The sequence below is a fragment of the Actinoalloteichus hymeniacidonis genome (genome assembly GCF_014203365.1).
In the GTDB taxonomy this organism is placed as follows: domain Bacteria; phylum Actinomycetota; class Actinomycetes; order Mycobacteriales; family Pseudonocardiaceae; genus Actinoalloteichus_A; species Actinoalloteichus_A hymeniacidonis.
On the sequence record NZ_JACHIS010000001.1, the window covers coordinates 6,161,155 to 6,179,723 of the forward strand.

The window sequence follows — 18,569 nt, forward strand, 5'->3', positions numbered from 1 at the left end:
CGCACCACCTGCGGTGGCGACCATCACCCGACAAGGGATTCCGACAGAAGGATCAACCTCTGCGGAAACGTCGGGCGAAAAGCGCACTCAGCGGAATCGAATCCGACGAGGAATGGACCCGGACGGCTCAATCCAGCTCGGCGACCGCTGCGAGTAGTCGATCCACCTCGTCGGCCTTGCTGTAGTGGGCGAGCCCGATGCGCACCGCGCCGCCCACCTCCCCGACCCCGAGCACCGCGAACACCCCATGGGTTCCCGGGTCCTCGAAGGCACAGACGCCGCGTTCGCGGAGATGGTCGACGACATCGCAGGCCTTGATGCCGTTCACCGTGAAGGCCATCGCGGGGACCCGGCGCATCGCATCGCCGATCAGCACCACCTTCGGCAGCGCGCGTAGCCCCGTGGTCAAGCTGGCCAGCAGACCCGCCTGGTACGCCTTGACCGAACCGAGCGAGGTCAGCACGCGTTCCCGACGTGGTCCCTTCGCCGCGTCGTCGAGACCGGCCAGGTAATCGACCGAGCCGATCAGACCGGCGAGCAGCGGATAGGCATGCGGCCCCAGCTCCAGACGTTCCGGTCCCTTCGCGGTGGGTTCCAGCGACACCGACGGCCACCGGTCCAACAGCGCGGGGTCGCGGAACACCAGGGCACCGACCGGTGGGCCGCCCCAGGAGGTCGCCGACACCGCGACGACGTCGGCGCCCATCGCGGTGATGTCCAGGGGCAGGAATGGCGCGGCGTAGGAGGCGTCGACCACCACCAGCGCATCGACCGCCGCAGCGAGTTCGGCGATCTGGCGGACGTCGGGTCGGGTGCCGACCGCCCCCGAGGCCGCCGTCACCGCCACCACCTGGGTCCGCTCGCCGATCAGGTCGCGGTACTGCCATTCCGGCAGTTCACAGGTCTCGATGTCGACCTCGGCCCACCGAACGGCGGCGCCGCTGCGTTGGGCCGCGCGACGCCACGGCGCGACGTTGGCCGGGTGATCCAAGCGGGAGACGATCACCTCGTCGCCGAGCACCCAGGTGTCCGAGACGACCTCGGCGAGACGTTGCAACAGCACGGCCGCGCTCGGGCCGAGGACGACGCCCGCCGGTTTGGCCCCCACCAGGTCGGCGATCGATCTGCGGGCCGCGTCCAGGATCGCCGCCGCGCGTTGTGATGCGGGGAACAACCCGCCCGGACCCGAGACCGGGGCGCGTAAGGCGGTCGCGACCGCGGTGGCCACCTGCTCGGGCACCTGCATGCCCGCCGGGGCATCGAGATGGACCCAGCCATCGCCCAGCGCGGGGAACAACCCACGTACCCGTGCGACGTCGAACGCCATACGAACACCGTACGTACCCCGTCACTCACACCTTTCGCGCGGGTCAGGACGGGTTCGCGGTCGGATGCCCTGGATCAACCCCTCCGCCGATCCGCCACGAACCCGTCATCCCATCCGCGCCCGCACGACGGCAGGTGACCGGCGACGAAGGTGAAATGCCTGGCGACAGCGATAATCACCGCAGGTAGAGGAGGCCTAGTGCATCGCTGGTGTGCAAACGGGTCCAGGATGGGGATATGAGTCGCGAGAGGGACAACGGACAGGACCACCCCGACCAGGTCGGAGCCGACCGGCGGCACCGGGTCGTCCTCATCGGCGATGACGGGGTACCGCTGGCCACCGGGGACCCCAGCGATGCCGAGGCGGATGAATTCGGTGCGGCAGGCGGCGAACAGATCACCGATCTGGTCGAGCAACCCGCGAAGGTGATGCGCATCGGAACCATGATCAAACAACTGTTGGAGGAGGTCAGGACCGCGCCGCTCGACGAGGCGAGCCGGAGCAGGCTTCGGGAGATCCACGTTTCCTCCATCAAGGAACTGGAACAGGGCCTAGCACCGGAATTGGTGGCGGAACTGGACCGATTGTCGTTGCCCTTCGCGGAGGACTCGGTTCCATCCGATGCCGAGCTCCGCATTGCCCAGGCACAGCTCGTCGGCTGGTTGGAAGGGCTGTTCCACGGCATCCAAACCGCATTGTTCGCCCAACAGATGGCCGCTAGAGCGCAACTGGAGCAGATGCGTCGAGGTGCGCTACCGCCTGGAACGAAGGCCACCGAACCCGGCGAGTCCAGTCCGTTGCGCGGCATGGGGCAATACCTGTGAGGACGACTCTCGGGTAAGCGACAACTCACGATGTGATTCGAGAAGAGTCATGGTGTGCTCCGACAGAGTGACGCGAGCGTGACCTACCGGCGACGAGTCACACACACCGTCGCCGGTACTCTCTCTCCCGTGCAGGCAACCAGCACGCGTGAGCGTTCGACAGAGCCGCCCCAGCCCTCCTATCGGAGCTGGAGCCGTGCCTTCGGCGATCTGCGCCGGGGATGGCATCAGCGCCCTTTGTGGGGCTACCTCGGCTGGCAGGACATCAAGCAGGGTTACAACCGATCCGTGATCGGTCCCCTGTGGATCACCATCAGCATGGCCGTGACGGCATTCGCCCTCGGCGTGCTTTATTCGACGTTGTTCGATCAGGATCTAGCGGTACACCTGCCGTATCTGACGGTCGGCTTCATCGTCTGGAACTTCATCGCGGGCAATGTGAATGAGGGTGCCTCGGTCTTCATCGCCAACGAGGGCCTGATCAAGCAGCTGCCTGCACCGCTCTCGGTGCACGTGTACCGCCTGGTGTGGCGACAGATGCTGTTCTTCGCCCACAACCTGGTCGTTTACGTCATCCTGATGTTCATCTTCCCGAAGCCGCTCGGATTCCACAGCCTGATGGCCGTGCCCGCCTTCGCGGTGTTGGCCATCAACGCCATGTGGATGGCGATCCTGGTGGGCATCATCTCCACCCGCTTCCGCGACATCCCGCCGGTCACCGGCAGCCTGATGCAGTTGCTGTTCTTCATGACGCCGATCGTGTGGAACTACGACATCATCGCCGATCGCAGCGAAGAGGTCGCGGCTCAGCTCTGGGTCGTCGAGCTCAACCCGTTCATGCACTTCTTGGAGATCATCCGGCAGCCGATGCTCGGCGAATGGGCCTCGTGGCACCATTGGGCCATCGTCGGCGGCATCACCGTCGTCGGCTGGGCGGCAGCCCTGGTCATCCTGCGTAACTACCGTGCCCGTGTGTCCTACTGGGTCTGAGTGAGGCCGTAACAAGTGGTCAGCATCGACGTCTGGAACGCTTCGGTCGATTTCCCGATTTTCGACGCGAAGTCGCGTTCCCTCAAGAAGGCCGTGCTCAACAAGGCGGGCGGCAGAATCGGCACCGAATCGAAGGTGCCGCAGATCGAAGCACTACGCGATATCAACCTGTCGCTCGGCGACGGGGATCGCGTGGCGCTGGTCGGTCACAACGGAGCGGGGAAATCGACCCTGCTCCGGTTGTTGACCGGCATCTACGAGCCGACCAGGGGGCGTTCCAAGATCGTCGGCAAGGTCGCGCCGGTGTTCGACCTCGCCGTGGGGATGGACCCGGAGATCTCCGGCTACGAGAACATCCTCATCCGTGGTCTCTTCCTGGGCATGTCCCGGAAGCAGATGGAGAAGCGCACCGACGAGATCGCCGAATTCTCCGAATTGGGCGACTACCTGGCGATGCCGTTGCGTACCTATTCCACGGGTATGCGGGTGCGGCTCGCGCTCGGTGTCGTCACCTCGATCGACCCCGAGATCCTGCTGCTGGACGAGGGCATCGGCGCGGTCGACGCGGCCTTCCTGGAGAAGGCCCGTGACCGGCTCAACGATCTCGTGAAGCGGTCCGGAATGCTGGTCTTCGCCTCGCACTCCGATGAGTTCCTCGTCGAGCTGTGCAATACGGCGATCTGGATGGACAAGGGCCGAATCCGCGAACACGGCTCGCTGCGCGAAGTCCTCACGAATTACAAGGGCAAGGACCCCTTCGAGAGCCTGACTCCGGAGACGATGGCCCGCATCAGCTCGCCCGTGTCGGTCCACAACCAGGGTGAGCAGGCATGAGCGCCGCAGCGGCTTCGACGCCGACCAACGACGACGCCGAGCAGGCCGGGGAGCGCTCGACGCTGCCCCCCGGCTCCGTGGTGGCGGTGATCGTCACCCGGCATCGTGCGGAACTGCTCGCCGATTCGCTCAAGGTGATCGCCGCGCAGACCCATCGTCCCGACCACGTCATCGTGGTGGACAACGGTCCGGACCAGCCCGCGCGCTCGATCGTCGAATCGTGCCCGTTGCCGACCACCTATCTGGTCTCACACCGCAACCTCGGTGGCGCCGGTGGTTTCGCCCTCGGCATGTTGCACGCCTTGGCGCTGGGGGCCGAATGGGTCTGGCTGGGCGATGACGACGGCAGGCCCGGCGACGAGACCGCGCTGGAAACCCTGATGTCCGAGGCAGAGCAACGCAAGCTCGCCGTGGTGTCGCCGGTCGTGGTCAACATCAACGACCCGGATCTGTTGGCCTTCCCGCTGCGGCGTGGCCTGACCTGGAAGCGGCGCCGCAAGGAACTGGGCACGACCTTCCTGCCCGGTATCGCGTCGTTCTTCAATGGCGCGCTGTTCCGCTCCAGCGCCCTGGACGTCGTCGGCGTCCCGGATTACCGGCTGTTCTTCCGTGGCGACGAGGTGGAGATCCACCGCCGGGTGGTGCGTTCCGGCCTGCCGTTCGGCACCTCGCTGCGTGCGACCTTCGTCCACCCCGACGGCTCGGCCGAGTTCAAGCCGATGCTGGGCGGCCGATTCCACGCCCAGGACCCCGAGGATCCGGTCAAGCGTTACTACACCTACCGCAACCGGGGTTACCTGCTGTCGCAGCCGGGCATGCGCAAGCTCGGTGTGCTGGAGGTCTTCCGGTTCGGCCTGTACTTCTTGGCGGTCCGCCGGGACCCCAAGGCCTTCCGCCAGTGGGTCCGCCTGGTGCTGCAGGGCCGCCGGGAGCACTTCTTCCGGAAGTGATCCCCTAGCTGACTCCCGACAGTGGGGGCCGTCTCGGCAGTGCCGGGCGGCCCCCATTGTCGTCTCCGTCCTGGGCAGGATGTCCTGCGTTGCAGGGCGGGCAAACGCACTCGCCTGCGATCCCCACACCGGCACAACAGAACGGGGCGGTCGAGTCCGGAATCGCATTCCGGCCAAGACCGCCCCGTATCCGGTGGCTTTGCTGGCTATTCGACCGTCGAACCCGAGGTCATCGGGTCGACGGCCCGGTTGCTATTCGCCGAAGACCCGCTTCCAGGAGTCGGCGCTGGTCAGCTCCGGCATCGCGTCCCGGTAGGCCCGCTTGAGCCGAGGCCACTCCCGCATCAACCTGCGGTAGTTGTTGACCACCTGGGCTCCGAGCTTGCGGAACTCCTCCGGGTCGCGGCGGCGGAAGGCCACCCCGGAACCGTCGGCGTTGGACACCGTTGCACTGTCCAGCGAACCGAGCAGGAACCACAGGGCGTTGCTCGACGGCACGTTCATCTGCGGCCGTTCCTTCGCCACCGTCTCCGGCGGACGCAGGTTGTGCAGCAGTGCCTTGGACGCGCGCGCCGCGATGACCACCGGGTTCACCGGCGGCTTGAGCATCGCCTCGGCCCGCACCATGTCGAAGGTCGGCGGCGGGAACTCCCGAGAGGACGGCAGGACCTGTGCGTCGCTGTAGTTGCTACGCAGCTCCCGAACCTCGGGCAGCGAGGTCCGGAGCGACTCGACCAGGTTCGCCGGGCCCGCCAGGAAGTCCTCGATGGCCTTCTGCTGCACGGCCACCGTGGAGTACTCCATCGACAGCAGGTGCCGCAGCGACAGCTTGAGGCCCTGCTTGAGCAGCGTGCGCCGCACGTCGTACGGGCTGTGCAACGCAGCGAGGATCAGCCGGTTGCGGGTGTGGTAGTACGCGGTCCAGTCCGTCGCGTCGTTCTTGTCCGTCCACGGCATGTGCCACACCGCGGAGCCGGGCAGGCTGACGGTCGGGAAACCGCGCTCGGCGGCCCGCAGCGAGTACTCGGCGTCGTCCCACTTGATGAACAGCGGGAGCGGGTAACCGGTGCGCTCGACGACCTCACGCGGGAAGTTGCACATCCACCAACCGTTGTAGGTGGAGTTGATCCGGCTGTGCAGCTCCGGGGTCTCCCGAAGGGATTCCTCGCCGAAGTCGTGGTCGACGACGGCACCCGGGGCGGGACGCCAGAAGCAGCTGTTGAGGTCGACGACCTCGCCCATGCTGTGCAGTCGAGCCCTGGCCTGCAGGTTCAGCATGTGGCTTCCGACGATGACCGGCTGCGCCAGCGCCCTGGTGAAGGCGTTGGAGCGGAGCACCGAATCGGGCTCCAACCGGATGTCGTCGTCCATCAGCATGACCTGATCGACGTTGGTGTGCTCGATCGCCTCGTACAGGCCCCTGGTGAAGCCACCCGAGCCGCCGAGGTTCTCCTGCTCGATGACCTCGAGCCTGCTGCCCAGCAGCTTGGCCGCCTCGGCGAAGCCCTCGGTCTCCCGAACCTTCACCTTGCCCTGGTCGGCGACGAAGACCTTCTCGACGACGTCGAGGACGTCCCGGTCCTCGCCGAGCGCCCGCAGCGCGATGACGGCGTCGACCGGGCGCATCGTGGTGATGCCGATGGCCATCTTCTGCCGGGGCAGGTCCTCATCGGTGGTCCAGGCCGCTTCCTTGATCTGCAGCGAGGACTCGTCGGTGAAGATGTCGAACCAGATCCAGCCGCCGTCCTCGAACGGCGCGAGGCTGACCCGGATCTCGATCGTGGTCCATGCCTTGGAGCTGCGGACCGGGTGGCCCTCCAGGTGCACGATGTCGCCGCTGGGCTTCGACCGGTAGAGGTCGACGCGGCCGGTGCCCTTGACCGAGAGGCGCAGAACGACCTCGTCGACGCGGGTCCAGCGCTTCCAGTAGCTGGCCGGGAAGGCGTTGAAGTAGGACGCGAAGGACACCTTCGCCGACGGCGGAACCGTCACCGCATGCCTACCGGAAACGTGGGTGTGCAGGTTCTCCGGCTCGTCCAGGTACAGCGGACGGACGTCGAGCGGGTCCTCGTCCCTCGGCAGGATGAGCCGCTGGAGCACCTGCAGACCCGCCAGCCCGGAACGGTTGCCGACTCGCACCGAGGTCTGGTCACTGACCTTGGTGTCCGCGACCACCGCGTCGGAGGCGGCGTCCGTTGCCTCGCCTGCTGCGGGAACGGTGTCCTGCGGGCGGGTCGCCTTCGGCGGCCCGGTTTGCTCGGTCACGTCTCAGTCCTCCAGCGAGCCGTCGAGCGAGCGGCCCTCGGTGAAGTAGGGGGCGATGCGGTTGTCGAACATGCTCAGCGCCGACCCGATGGCCATGTGCATGTCGAGGTACTTGTACGTCCCGAGCCTGCCACCGAAGAGGACCTTGCGCTCCTTCGCCTCCTGCTTGGCCAGCTCGCGGTACTTCTCGAGCTTCGCACGGTCTTCCGCGGTGTTGATCGGGTAGTAGGGCTCGTCCTTCTCCTCGGCGAACCGGGAGAACTCCCGAACCACGACCGTCTTGTCCGTCGGGTATTCCCGCTCCGGGTGGAAGTGCCGGAACTCGTGAATCCGCGTGTAGGTGACGTCCTCGTCGGCGTAGTTCATCACCGGGGTGCCCTGGAAGTCACCGATCGGCAGGACTTCCTGCTCGAAGTCGAGCGTCCGCCAGGACAGCGCGCCCTCGGCGTAGTCGAAGTAGCGGTCCAACGCGCCGGTGAAGACGACCGGCACCTCGGGCAGCTCGCCGCGCACGTCGAAGAAGTCGACGCCCAGCCGGACCTCGATGTTCTCGTGCTCGGCCATCTTCTCCAGCCAGGCGGTGTACCCGTCGACCGGCAGACCCTCGTAGGTGTCGTTGAAGTACCTGTTGTTGAAGTTGTAGCGAACAGGCAGGCGCGAGATGATCGCGGCCGGGAGATTCTTGGGGTCGGTCTGCCACTGCTTGGCGGTGTAGCCCTTGACGAACGCCTCGTAGAGCGGGCGCCCGATCAGCGAGATCGCCTTCTCCTCGAGGTTCGACGCCTCTTTGGTGTCGAACTCGCCGGACTGCTCGGCGACCAAGGCCTTGGCCTGGTCCGGGGTCAGGTACTCACCGAAGTACTCGCAGATCGTCGCGAGGTTCACCGGCATCGGGAAAACACGATCCTTGAAGATCGTGAACACCCGGTGTTGGTAATCGGTGAAGTCGGTGAACTGGTTGACGTAATCCCACACCCGCTTGTTGGACGTATGGAACAGGTGTGCGCCGTAGCGGTGCACCTCGATCCCGGTCTCGGGCTCGGCCTCTGAATACGCGTTGCCTCCGATGTGCTCACGGCGATCGAGCACCAGTACCCGCTTGTTCAGCTGGGTAGCCGCCCGCTCAGCAACCGTAAGGCCGAAGAAACCCGAACCCACAACGATCAAGTCATAGCCATCAAAGCTCACAGTTGTCGAGAGTACTAATAGCTTCGTGGAGGCACGAACCCACCGTCACTTCACGGCCGCGCACCCCGCCGAAGGTGCTCGGCAACGCCGGCGGCACGCCGTGAGAGGACACATCGAAGCGAGCCACGACGCCGGGTTCCCTCGGGCCGTAGGTGCAGCGTGGCACAACAATCCTGCCGGTCGGATTATCGATGGATCTCGTGGTCACAGCGGGTCTGATCGGCCGATTCCCACCGCCGTGACGGTGGAGTCGCTACCCGAGTCGCGCTGCTAGGACGGGTATCGGCCACCACTGCGGACGACCTCCGGATGTTTCCGAATCGTCCGATCTCGATGCGATCTACGAAGGCGGTGCTTCGACGACTTCAACTCGCGGGCAGCAGAAGTGATTCGGCCCGGTGCAGTCAATTTCACGGCACCCTCACAACGAGCCGAGGTGACCGCACGATCACCTTCTGTGACAGCGGATCAGTCCGAATCGATGCGGAAACAAGAAGCGACTATACGGCTTGTCGATAAGCGAGCATAAGGCGGAGCTAAGCTCCTCGACTCCACCGGAGAACAGTCGAGACGAAACTGTCCCACTGAAACTCCAAGGTCTTATCGGGATATCAGAATAATCAATAGAATCGACACCCATCCACGATCGTGACCGGCGGCCGCCACGAATGCCCCGGGTGATTGAGCGGGTAACGCACGCGGGTAACGGTGGGCGGTTCGTCCAGACGATCTCGAAGATGGCGCGATGTTCGTATCGAACCATCGGCTGCGTCCCCCCGGATCGCGGTTCCAGCAAAAGGCATGCCTCGGCGGAGGACGAACGACCCACGGTCGAGGAGCTCGAGCGCCATCGCACGGACACCCTTCGAACGACCGCCGATGAACAACGGCACACGAGCCGCAGGGCGCATCGGTAGCGGCAGGCATTGCACCGAAGTCGGGAATTGGTCCACCTCTGCTCGGCTCGTCCTTACCCAATGCCTGCGTCGCAGGCCAGCACCCCAACGGGTGACCTCGTGGCCTAGGTCCTAGATCGGAACTCGGCATCGACAGAGCGCCGCCTGCGCGGGCGCGAGTCGGGATGGACAACGCAAACCGAGAACGGTCCGCCCAGTTCGACTCGGACGATACGTGGACGAACGCGGCGGCATCGGCAGGCGACTCCCGATGCCATCGACCGGGCAACCACGGCTAATGGTCCAGGCACGCCCCGCTGGATACCTCGCCGGTGTCCGGTCGAGTGTGATTGAGCAGACAGCGGATGCCGCCTCGGGCCTGCCCGGAATAGCCCTTAACCGATCGGTTTCATCGGAGTTGGCGTCGCACTATCCAATGCCGGACGGATCCACGGTGCGCCCGGGAGCATCCGCATTGGGCGCATCCCCGCAGGCATCGACAGGCCATCGGCGCGGCCGCTTCGGGCTCTTGCGCATCACCGGAGTGCAAGAAAGCCCGCCCGAGCCTCGCCCGCCCACATCCGCAAGACGTCGAGACCCTCGCCATCAGGCCTTTTCACCGCGAAAGACGCCCAAATCCTAGATCACCCACGGTGATCGATGTGGCTACCGGAAGCGTGGCGCCACCGACCGGCAGCGGCAGGTGGTCGGTGCGCGAATCCGAGCACGCGGACGGAAAACCGCGAATGGGGACCCGACCACAACGCGCGAAACGCCGGGGTCGTCTTGCACGCAGTCGACGCGTCCGTTGCCCACGCACAGCCCGACAGTCGGACATCCGAGGATCGCCGGAGAAAGCACGCCTCGCGCGCCCGCGCGCAATACTGCAATCTGGTCGCCCAGATTGGTGAACGAACGTTTCACCAGCATGATGCCGTTGATAACCACGAAGGGCGACTTTCACTTCGCAGTTCGCTCGAAGGATCTCTACCGATCAGGTGAGCGCACCGATCGCCTCCACTGACTGCCGGCCTAGACTTCGAACGCAGGCACGCCCACGACACGTGCGCCGCCTTGTCGACGATCACGCGGAACACACGCGCCCAGGCCCCGGGGGAACGACGGCTGGGCCGCCAAGGCAATGGGGACTTGACGAATGAGTTGGTTGGAAGCCGTCCCGACAGCGCTGATCGCAGTCGGCTGGCTGTTGCTTCCGGGGCTGTTGCTCGGATACGCGGCCGGATTCCGAGGTATCCCGGCATGGGGTGCCGCTCCCGTCGCCAGCATCGCCCTGATCGGAACGCTGGCCGTTGCCGCAGGCGCCGTGGGTCTCACCTGGGGGCCTGCGATCGTCGCAGGCGGCACGGTCATCGCCGCGGTCCTGGTGCTGGCAGTCCGGCTGCTCATCGCAAGACGGGCCAAGCCGAAGCCGACCGAGCAGGACCCGTGGTCCGTGCGGATCGCGGCGTTGATCGGCATCCTGCTGGCCGTCCCCATCGGTGTCGTGACGGTCATGGCCGGGATGGGTGAGCCCGACCGGCTCGTCCAGAGCTTCGATGCCGTCTTCCACCTCAACGCCATCACCTTCATCCTCGAAGAGGGCAACGCATCCTCGCTCGCGGTCGGTGGAACGACCGACCCGCTGGGCGATGGCGGGTTCTATCCGGCGGCCTTCCATGCGCTGGCGTCCTTGACCGAGTCCATCGCGGGCGTCGGCGTGCACACGGTCGCCAACCTGACCGCCGTGGTCGTCGCACTGATCGCCTGGCCGTTGTCCTGCATGCTGCTGGTCCGCCAGATCGTGGGCCCATCGGTGCCCGCGATGGTGCTTACCGGCCTCATCAGCCTCGGCTTCGAGTCCTTCCCGTGGATGCTGCTCGGCTTCGGGGTGATCTGGCCGAACCTCGTCGGCATGGCGGTGCTGCCCGCAGGCCTGGCCGCAGTGATCGCCCTGACTCGGATGACCAAGCGGGTCACGCTCGGCAATGGCCAAGCCGTCCTGTTGCTGCTGGCGACCTTGGCGGGTGGCGGGCTCGCCCATCCGAACTCGGTGTTCAGCCTTGCGGCGTTCAGCATCGCTCCGGTGGCCTTCGCGGTGTTCCGGCAGGCGAGCCGCCTGGTCTCGGTCAAGCGGTACATCCCGGCGACGGTGTTGGTCGTCGTGCCGGTGGTGCTGACCATCGTCGGCGGCCTGGTCTTCGCGACCTCGTCGGCGTTCGCCGAGCTCACCTCGCACGACTGGCCCGCCTTCGAGACGCCGTCTCAGGCCCTCGGCGAGGTCGCCTTCGGGGGACTCAACCGCCGGGATGCGACCTGGCTGCTGTCGTTGGCGGTGTTGATCGGTCTGGTCTCGGCCTGGCGCGGGCGGACCCATCGATGGCTGGTGTTCTCACACCTCACCGCCGGGGTGCTCTACATGTTCGCGGCCTCGCTGGACAGCGGCCTGTCGATGCTGCTCACCGGCATCTGGTACAACGACTCGCATCGGCTCGCCGCGATGATCCCGGTCACGGCCATCCCGCTGGCGGTGATCGGTCTGACCGCCGTCGCGCGGGCGCTGCACCGGTTCGTCGCCGAGCGGCGCTGGACCGGCCCGATCACCAAGCTGACCGGTTCCGTCGCCACCCTCACGCTGCTCTTGGGTGCGCTGTTGGTCGTGCAGAGCGGCGGGATGTACGCCAGGGACCATCCGGAGCTGATCGGCAGGCTCTACCCGGAGACGCCGAACAATCGGCGCGAGAACCTGGTCGACCCCGACGAACGTCGGTTCTACGCGGAGGTCGCCGAGATCGTCCCCGAGGGGGCGACGGTGGCCAACCAGCCGTGGGACGGCAGCGCGCTGCTCTGGGCACTGGAGGAGCGTCGGGTGCTCTATCCGCACCTGGTGTTCGAGTGGAACGAGGACCAGGAGTACCTGGCCGAGAACCTCCACGAGGTGGCTACCGACCCGGTGGCCTGCCAGGCGGTTCAGGATCAGGGGATCGAGTATCTGATCAGCGGATCGCTGGACTTCTGGCCGGATGACGCGCGCCGTGAGCTCTATCCGGGAATCGAGGCCGCCGCCGGTGCACCGGGCTTCGAACTGGTCGCCGAGGATGCGGGACTACAGCTTTATCGCATCACCGACTGCGCAGCGGGCTGAGGGCGTTAGACCTTTCGCTCCAGGCCTGCGGTGGATCCCCACCGAACGTGCGGCAATAGCCGGAGTAGTCGACCTTGAAGTCGGCGGCGCTGACTAAGCTTCACGATCGGGTGACAGTGGTCCCCGCAGGCCCGACTGGAAGGTCAGCGCATGATCTCGCTGGACGTCATCATCCCGTATTACGGGGACCCGAATTACCTCTTTCGGGCGATCGAGAGCGTTCGGGGACTGATTGACACCGACTGGCGACTGACCATCGTCGAGGACTGCTATCCCGGTGGCGCAGAGGTACAACGGCGGGTGGCCGCGCTCGGCGATGACCGCATCCGCTACTTACGCAATGCGGAGAATCTCGGCGTGGCGGGCAATCAGCACCGATGCATGCAGCTGGGCGAACGCGAGCATTTCGTCGTGTTGGATGCCGACGACGTCCTGCTGCCCAATTACGGCAAGGTGCTGAGCGTCCTCATCAATCGTTATCCCGATGCGGCGATGTTCCAACCCGGCGTTCAGGTGATCGACGAGAACGGCGCGTTCCACCGCCCGCTGCCGGACCTGGTGAAGGGCTTCGCCCGAGGCAGATCCGGCACCTTCGAGATCTCCGGCGAGGAGGCGGTGACGAGCCTGCTGCGCGGAAACTGGCTGTACACGCCCGCGCTCTGCTACCGGCGGGACATCAGCGCCGACCTGCCGCAGCGCACGGGCACCGACGGCGTGAACGACCTCGCCATGGTGATCGACATGATCCTGCGCGGCGGATCGCTGGTGGTGAGTCAGCAGGTCGCATTCCAGTATCGCAGGCATCGGGCGAGCCATTCCAGCTCGTATGCGCGCAGCGGCGAACGCTTCGTCGAGGAGAAAGCCTACTTCGAATCGATTTCGACGCAACTGCGGGAGCGCGGCTGGAACAGCGCGGTGCGCGCGGCCAATCAGCGCCTGTTCTCCCGGCTCAATGCACTCACCCAGTTGCCCTCGGTGCTCCAGGCAGGCGAACGCGACACGGCTCGCCGGTTACTTCGTCACGCGCTTCGGTAGTCGCCCACCGACGCCGTTGTCTCGGTGGGCTCCTCCGGTTTGGAGTGGGTCCACCGATTCGCATTCCCTCGCGGTGTCGGCATGCACTCCGCGCAGACGGCAGGCCGAGCAATACAGCTACGCCCAGTGATCGCCACCACGCAGATCTCCACGATCGGGAGCCCTTCGGCAATCGATTCCCCGCCCCGCGCAACCGGGACGAACCGGACTACAACATCTGGGGCAGGCGATCAGCCGTAGCCACTCGGCGTGAAATCCGCACAAGATTGTTGTGATGACCAGGTAAAATCGATCTTGTTAAAGATTAACCTTTTCGGCGATCGGTCGGACAATCACCTACAGTGGGCCGGTGGCTTCTCCCCTCGACATCATGCTCCCGTATTACGGCGACGTCGGCCTGATGCAGACCACCGTGCGTAGCGTGCTGGCTCAGGACGACCCCGATTGGCGATTGACCGTCGTCGACGACGGTTACCCGGACGACTCGATCCCCGGTTGGTTCGAGTCCCTGGGGGACGGTCGCATCAAGTACCTGCGCAACGAGGAGAACCTCGGAGCCAACCGCAACTTCCAGAAGTGCCTGGACCTCGTCGAGCACGAGCTCGTGGTCGTGATGGGCGCAGACGACGTGATGCTGCCGAACTACGTGCGCACCGTCCAGTCGGCGCATCGATCGCACCCCAACGCCACCATCATCCAGCCCGGCGTCGAACTGATCGACGAGAACGGCGAACCGGCCAAGACGCTCGTCGACCAGGCGAAGCGCAGGCTGTACGCCCCCAAGGGTCGGGGCAGGCAGATCTTCTGCGGCGAGGACCTGGCGATCAGCCTGCTTCGCGGCAACTGGCTGTACTTCCCGTCGCTGACCTGGCGGGCCGATGCCATCACCAAGGTCGGCTTCCGCGAAGGCCTCAACGTCGTTCAGGACCTCGCGCTGGTCATGGATCTGGTGCAGCGTGGCGACCAGCTCGTCGTGGACGACACGGTCTGCTTCCAGTACCGACGTCACCGCGCCAGCGACTCCTCCTGGCGAGCGATGGCCGGCACCCGCTTCATCGAGGAGCGCAACTACTTCCTCGACGTCGCCCGCAGGCTGGACGAGCAGGGCTGGAGCCGGGCAGCAAAGGTCGCCAGGAGCCACGTCTCCTCGCGGTTGCACGCACTCACGCTGTTGCCGAAGGCGTTGAAGAACAAGCACAGCGAGGGCACCCGAAACCTCACCCGGCACGCATTCGGACCCAGCAAGCGGATTTGAGCGATCGATCAGCGGCCCGGTCCGCCCTGGGCGGGCTCGCCTCTAGTCTGTCGCTGTGACTCGATCAGCTGCCCGATCCTCTCGCTCCGCCATCCTGATGGGGATCGGGCTGGTGATCGTCGGCCTCGCCGGGTTCGGTTTCCTCGCGATCGTCGGCAACACCATGCCGCCCGCCGAGACCGTCGCGCTCCAGTCGCTCTACATGATGGTCAGCATCATCGGTCCCGGCTTGTTCGTCTCGCTGGAACAGGAGACCAACCGCGTCGTCAGCAGCGGCATCGCCGCGACGGTGGATCCTCGGCCCGGCATCCGACGGGCGGTCCTGCTCGGAGCCTCGCTGGCAGGCCTGACCATCCTCGTCCTGCTCGCCGCGTCCCCGCTGCTGGTCGACCGGTTGTTCGGCGGCGACTTCATGCTGTTGTCGCTGACCCTGCTCTCGGTGGTCATGTCGGCCGCCATGTACCTCACCCGAGGGCTGCTCGGCGCGAGCCAGCAGTTCACCGGCTATGCCGCCACCCTCGGCGCGGAGGGCCTGTCCCGGCTGCTCGCCTGTATCGCGATCGTGCTGGTCGGCATCGGCGGCACCAGCATGTTCGGTTTGGCCTTCGTCGCGGGTGGCGGCTTCGCGGCGCTGGTGGCGTTGCCGTGGCTGCGCCGCGAGTTCGCCGCGCTTCCCCGCAAGGAGCACGGCCCGGCCGACTCGCAGACGGACCCGGCCGTGGCCCGGACCGAGGACTCGGGCGAGACGGCGACGGCCGAGCCCTCCGCAGCCGCCGAACCGGATACCGAGACCACCGGCACCGCGGCCGAGGTCATCGCCGGTCACACCCTCGGCCGGATCGCCAAGGGCCTGGTCTTCCTCGGGGTGGCGACGCTGCTCGCGCAGCTGGTGGCCAACCTCGCCCCGCTGGTGGTCAACGGCAGACTCGTCGAGGACCGCGCGGCGGCCACCGCCTTCGGCTTCGCCTTCGTACTGACCAGGATCCCGCTGCTGCTGTTCAGCCCGATCCAGGCGATGTTGCTGCCGGTGCTCACCAAGGCCGCGGTGCACGGCGAGTACTCCGTCGTCCGCAAACGGGTCGGCATCATCCTCATCGCCGTGGCGGCCGTCGGTCTGCCCGGTGCGGCGGGCTCGGCGCTGCTCGGCCCGTGGATGGTCGTCACCTTCTTCGGCGCCGAGGCTCGGCCCGCCGCCGGGGTGATGGCCCTACTCGGCCTGTCCACCGTGCTGTTGATGCTGGCGCAGATCCTGCAACCCGCGTTGGTGGCGATGGGTATGCATCAGACCGTCTCCATCGCATGGGTGCTCGGCACGCTGCTTCTCATCGGAATGCTGGCGCTACCGGGCGACCCCATCTCCGCAGCCGTCATCGCACAGCTGGCAGGCCCGCTGGTCGTGGTGCTGATCACCGGCATAGCGTTGGCCCGCAGGCTCACGACCCGCCGAGCCGACACGCCGAGCGTGCCTGCGGCGCAGTAAATCGGCGGCGGGGCGTCAAACGGCAACGGTCGCTTGGAGTAAACTCGGATCGCTTCGCGCTCCAGAGGCCTCCGCCTGATTGGCAGCCCGAGATTCCAGGCGCGACATCTTCTCCACAACCCGGGAGCTCTGGCATGTCCGACTACGACGATGTCTGGCTGATCGTCCCTGTCTACAACGAAGCCCAAGTGATCCGCGAGGTCGTGCAGAATGCGCGACTGACCTTCCCGAATATCGTTTGCGTCGACGATGGCAGCCGAGATGCATCGGTTTCCGAAATCCGCCAGTCCGGGGCGCATCTGGTGCGTCATCCCGTGAATCTGGGTCAGGGTGCGTCGTTGCAGACGGGCATCGAATACGCCCGCACCCAGCCGGGCGCCAAATACTTCGTCACCTTCGACGCAGATGGTCAGCACCGGGTCGAGGACGTGGTGCGCATGATCGATCGACTGCGCAAGGAACCGGTCGACATCCTGGTCGGCACCCGATTCCACGGCGACACCAGCCACATCCCGTGGATCAAGCGGTTGGTACTCAAGACCGTCGTCGCGCTCAGCCCGCGTACTCGGCGATTGAAGCTCACCGACGCCCACAACGGCCTGCGCGCATTCAACAAAACGGTGGCCGACGGACTCGACATCACCATCAACGGCATGGGCCATGCCTCGGAGATCATCGCGATCATCGACCGCAAGAGCTGGCGGGTCGCCGAGGAGAAGGTGACCATCATCTACACCGAATACTCGATGGCCAAGGGCCAGTCCTTGATCAACGGGGTCAACATCCTGTTCGACAGCGCACTACGCGGCTCGAGGCGGTGACCTGATGCTCATTCAGATTCTGTTGATCAGCGCGGTACTCGTGCTGATGGTGTTCTTCCTGCGCAATCACGGCACCACCCGCACCGCCGCAGGCGTGAAGATCGGCTTCGTGCTGTTCATCCTCTTCGGCGTGCTCGCGGTGCTCCAGCCGGATGCGTTGACCAGCATCGCCGACGCGGTGGGTGTCGGTCGCGGAACCGACCTGCTGCTCTACGGCCTGGTCGTGGCCTTCGCCTTCGCCATGGTCAACACGTACCTGCGGTTCAAGGAGCTCGAACTCCGCCACGCCCGGCTCGCCAGGGCGATCGCGGTGCAGTCCGCCGAACCGCCCGCGCTGGACGACAAGGTCCAGGAGCCGGGCGCCGGACAGGACGAGAACCAGGACAAGGACGAGGGCACGAACGTCCCGACGGCATCCTGATCGACCACGACGCCGATGGCTCGGCGGTACCGGGAGCGACCTAGTCGCCGCCCCGATATCCGCCGAGCATCACGCGGATGATCGAGTCTGCTCAGCCCCGGAAGTAGTCGACGGTACGGCGCACGCCCTCGACGATGTCGACCTCCGGCTTCCAGCCCAGTTCGCGGGCCGCAGCCGTGGCATCCAGCGCCGAGGCCCGCAGGTCGCCGAGCCGCTCGGGATGGAACTCCGGTGCGTCCGCCGCTCCGGCGGCGGCCGCAGCCACCGTGTGCAGTTCCCGGTCGGAGGTCTGCACCCCGGTCCCGATGTTGTAGCGCTTCCCGGAACCCGCTTCGCCCGCCGCCGAGGCGAAGGCGGCGACCACATCGCCGACGAAGACATAGTCACGCGTGTTTCCGCCGTCGCCGAAGACCTTGGTCGGCCTGCCCGAGAGCAGGGCCTCGGCGAAGATCGCCACCACGCCCGCCTCGCCGTGCGGGTCCTGCCTCGGCCCGTAGACGTTGGCCAGCGCCAGGTGCGTGCAGTCCAGGCCGTACAGCCCGCGATAGGTGTTCAGGTACACCTCGCCGGAGACCTTGGAGGCTGCGTACGGCGACTGGGGGTCCACCGGCACCGTCTCGGCGATCGGCAGCGTCGCCGGATTGCCGTAGATCGACCCGCCCGAGGAGGAGAAGACGATCTTGCGTACCTCTGCGAGGCGGGCGGCTTCGGCCAGGTTGATGGTGCCGAGGACGTTCTTCCTCGCATCGAGCAGTGGTTGAGCGACGCTGACCCGGACGTCGATCTGCGCCGCGAGATGAAAGATCACCTCGGGGCGGATTCGCGCGACGAGATCGATGAGGCCCTCGTCGACGATGTCCAGCTCGTGCAGCGTGGCACGGCCCGTCTCCAGGGCACCGGACAGATTCGCCGCTTTCCCGCGACTCAGGTCGTCGACGACGGCGACCTCGCAACCGTCGGCGAGCAGCCGATCGACCAGGGTGGAGCCGATGAACCCGGCTCCACCGGTTACTAGAGCGCGCATGGACTTCCTTTTCCTGCCGACGAAAGACAACATCATGGTAACGAAGTGACCCTGTGCCGCAGGTTAAGAACGAGCCCGATCGCGTAGATCAAACCGGGTGCCGTCCCCAACGATCCG

The 18,569-nt window shown here is 66.0% G+C and carries 14 protein-coding genes; 10 read left to right on the forward strand and 4 right to left on the reverse strand.

What is annotated here, in order from left to right:
* Window positions 1-127 precede the first annotated feature (127 nt).
* Window positions 128-1,327 (reverse strand): cysteine desulfurase-like protein, encoded by a 1,200-nt coding sequence (locus tag BKA25_RS26475; protein ID WP_069845791.1) that lies wholly within the window; start codon window positions 1,325-1,327, stop codon window positions 128-130.
* Between the two features lie 236 nt (window positions 1,328-1,563).
* Here BKA25_RS26475 and BKA25_RS26480 point away from each other — a divergent pair, with 236 nt between their 5' ends.
* The 4 genes from BKA25_RS26480 to glfT1 all read left to right on the forward strand — a co-directional run bounded on the left by BKA25_RS26480 (window position 1,564) and on the right by glfT1 (window position 4,925).
* Window positions 1,564-2,151 (forward strand): bacterial proteasome activator family protein, encoded by a 588-nt coding sequence (locus BKA25_RS26480; protein WP_084642345.1) that lies wholly within the window; start codon window positions 1,564-1,566, stop codon window positions 2,149-2,151.
* A gap of 129 nt (window positions 2,152-2,280) precedes the next feature.
* Window positions 2,281-3,141 (forward strand): galactan export ABC transporter permease subunit Wzm/RfbD, encoded by an 861-nt coding sequence (gene wzm / locus BKA25_RS26485; protein WP_084643513.1) that lies wholly within the window; start codon window positions 2,281-2,283, stop codon window positions 3,139-3,141.
* Window positions 3,142-3,156: 15 nt separating this feature from the next.
* On the forward strand, window positions 3,157-3,975 hold the full coding sequence (wzt, locus tag BKA25_RS26490; protein ID WP_069845789.1) for a galactan export ABC transporter ATP-binding subunit Wzt/RfbE: 819 nt from the start codon (window positions 3,157-3,159) through the stop codon (window positions 3,973-3,975).
* Complete coding sequence (gene glfT1, locus BKA25_RS26495) at window positions 3,972-4,925, forward strand: galactofuranosyltransferase GlfT1 (protein WP_084642344.1); 954 nt, start codon at window positions 3,972-3,974, stop codon at window positions 4,923-4,925. Before wzt ends, glfT1 begins: the two co-directional genes overlap by 4 nt.
* A gap of 252 nt (window positions 4,926-5,177) precedes the next feature.
* On the opposite strand, the gene BKA25_RS26500 is transcribed toward glfT1, so the two are convergent.
* Together BKA25_RS26500 and glf are read right to left on the reverse strand one after the other, a co-directional pair.
* Complete coding sequence (locus BKA25_RS26500; protein ID WP_236750440.1) at window positions 5,178-7,190, reverse strand: glycosyltransferase; 2,013 nt, start codon at window positions 7,188-7,190, stop codon at window positions 5,178-5,180.
* A 3-nt stretch (window positions 7,191-7,193) separates the two neighbouring features.
* Window positions 7,194-8,378: a UDP-galactopyranose mutase gene (gene glf, locus BKA25_RS26505; protein ID WP_069845787.1), complete on the reverse strand. Its 1,185-nt coding sequence runs from the start codon at window positions 8,376-8,378 to the stop codon at window positions 7,194-7,196.
* A 2,052-nt stretch (window positions 8,379-10,430) separates the two neighbouring features.
* Between glf and BKA25_RS26510 the strand changes: the two genes are divergently transcribed.
* From BKA25_RS26510 to BKA25_RS26535, 6 genes are all read left to right on the forward strand, one after another.
* Window positions 10,431-12,416 (forward strand): DUF6541 family protein, encoded by a 1,986-nt coding sequence (locus BKA25_RS26510; protein ID WP_069845783.1) that lies wholly within the window; start codon window positions 10,431-10,433, stop codon window positions 12,414-12,416.
* A 150-nt stretch (window positions 12,417-12,566) separates the two neighbouring features.
* Window positions 12,567-13,451 (forward strand): glycosyltransferase, encoded by an 885-nt coding sequence (locus BKA25_RS26515; protein WP_084642342.1) that lies wholly within the window; start codon window positions 12,567-12,569, stop codon window positions 13,449-13,451.
* Window positions 13,452-13,800: 349 nt separating this feature from the next.
* Window positions 13,801-14,706 carry a glycosyltransferase family 2 protein gene (locus tag BKA25_RS26520; protein WP_236750439.1) on the forward strand — a complete coding sequence of 302 codons (906 nt, stop codon included), beginning with the start codon at window positions 13,801-13,803 and terminating at the stop codon, window positions 14,704-14,706.
* 55 nt (window positions 14,707-14,761) lie between these two features.
* A complete protein-coding gene (locus BKA25_RS26525) occupies window positions 14,762-16,186 on the forward strand; it encodes a lipopolysaccharide biosynthesis protein (RefSeq protein ID WP_157420879.1) in 1,425 nt (474 codons plus the stop codon).
* A 134-nt stretch (window positions 16,187-16,320) separates the two neighbouring features.
* Complete coding sequence (gene ppgS / locus BKA25_RS26530) at window positions 16,321-17,007, forward strand: polyprenyl-phospho-N-acetylgalactosaminyl synthase PpgS (protein ID WP_069845777.1); 687 nt, start codon at window positions 16,321-16,323, stop codon at window positions 17,005-17,007.
* Window positions 17,008-17,011: 4 nt separating this feature from the next.
* The gene (locus BKA25_RS26535) at window positions 17,012-17,428 is read left to right on the forward strand and encodes a DUF2304 domain-containing protein (protein ID WP_084642340.1); all 417 of its coding nucleotides are present in this window, start codon (window positions 17,012-17,014) and stop codon (window positions 17,426-17,428) included.
* A 91-nt stretch (window positions 17,429-17,519) separates the two neighbouring features.
* Here the strand turns inward: BKA25_RS26535 and BKA25_RS26540 are convergent, their stop codons facing one another.
* Window positions 17,520-18,452, reverse strand: a complete 933-nt coding sequence (locus BKA25_RS26540; RefSeq protein ID WP_069845773.1) for a GDP-mannose 4,6-dehydratase — start codon at window positions 18,450-18,452, stop codon at window positions 17,520-17,522.
* Window positions 18,453-18,569 lie beyond the last annotated feature (117 nt).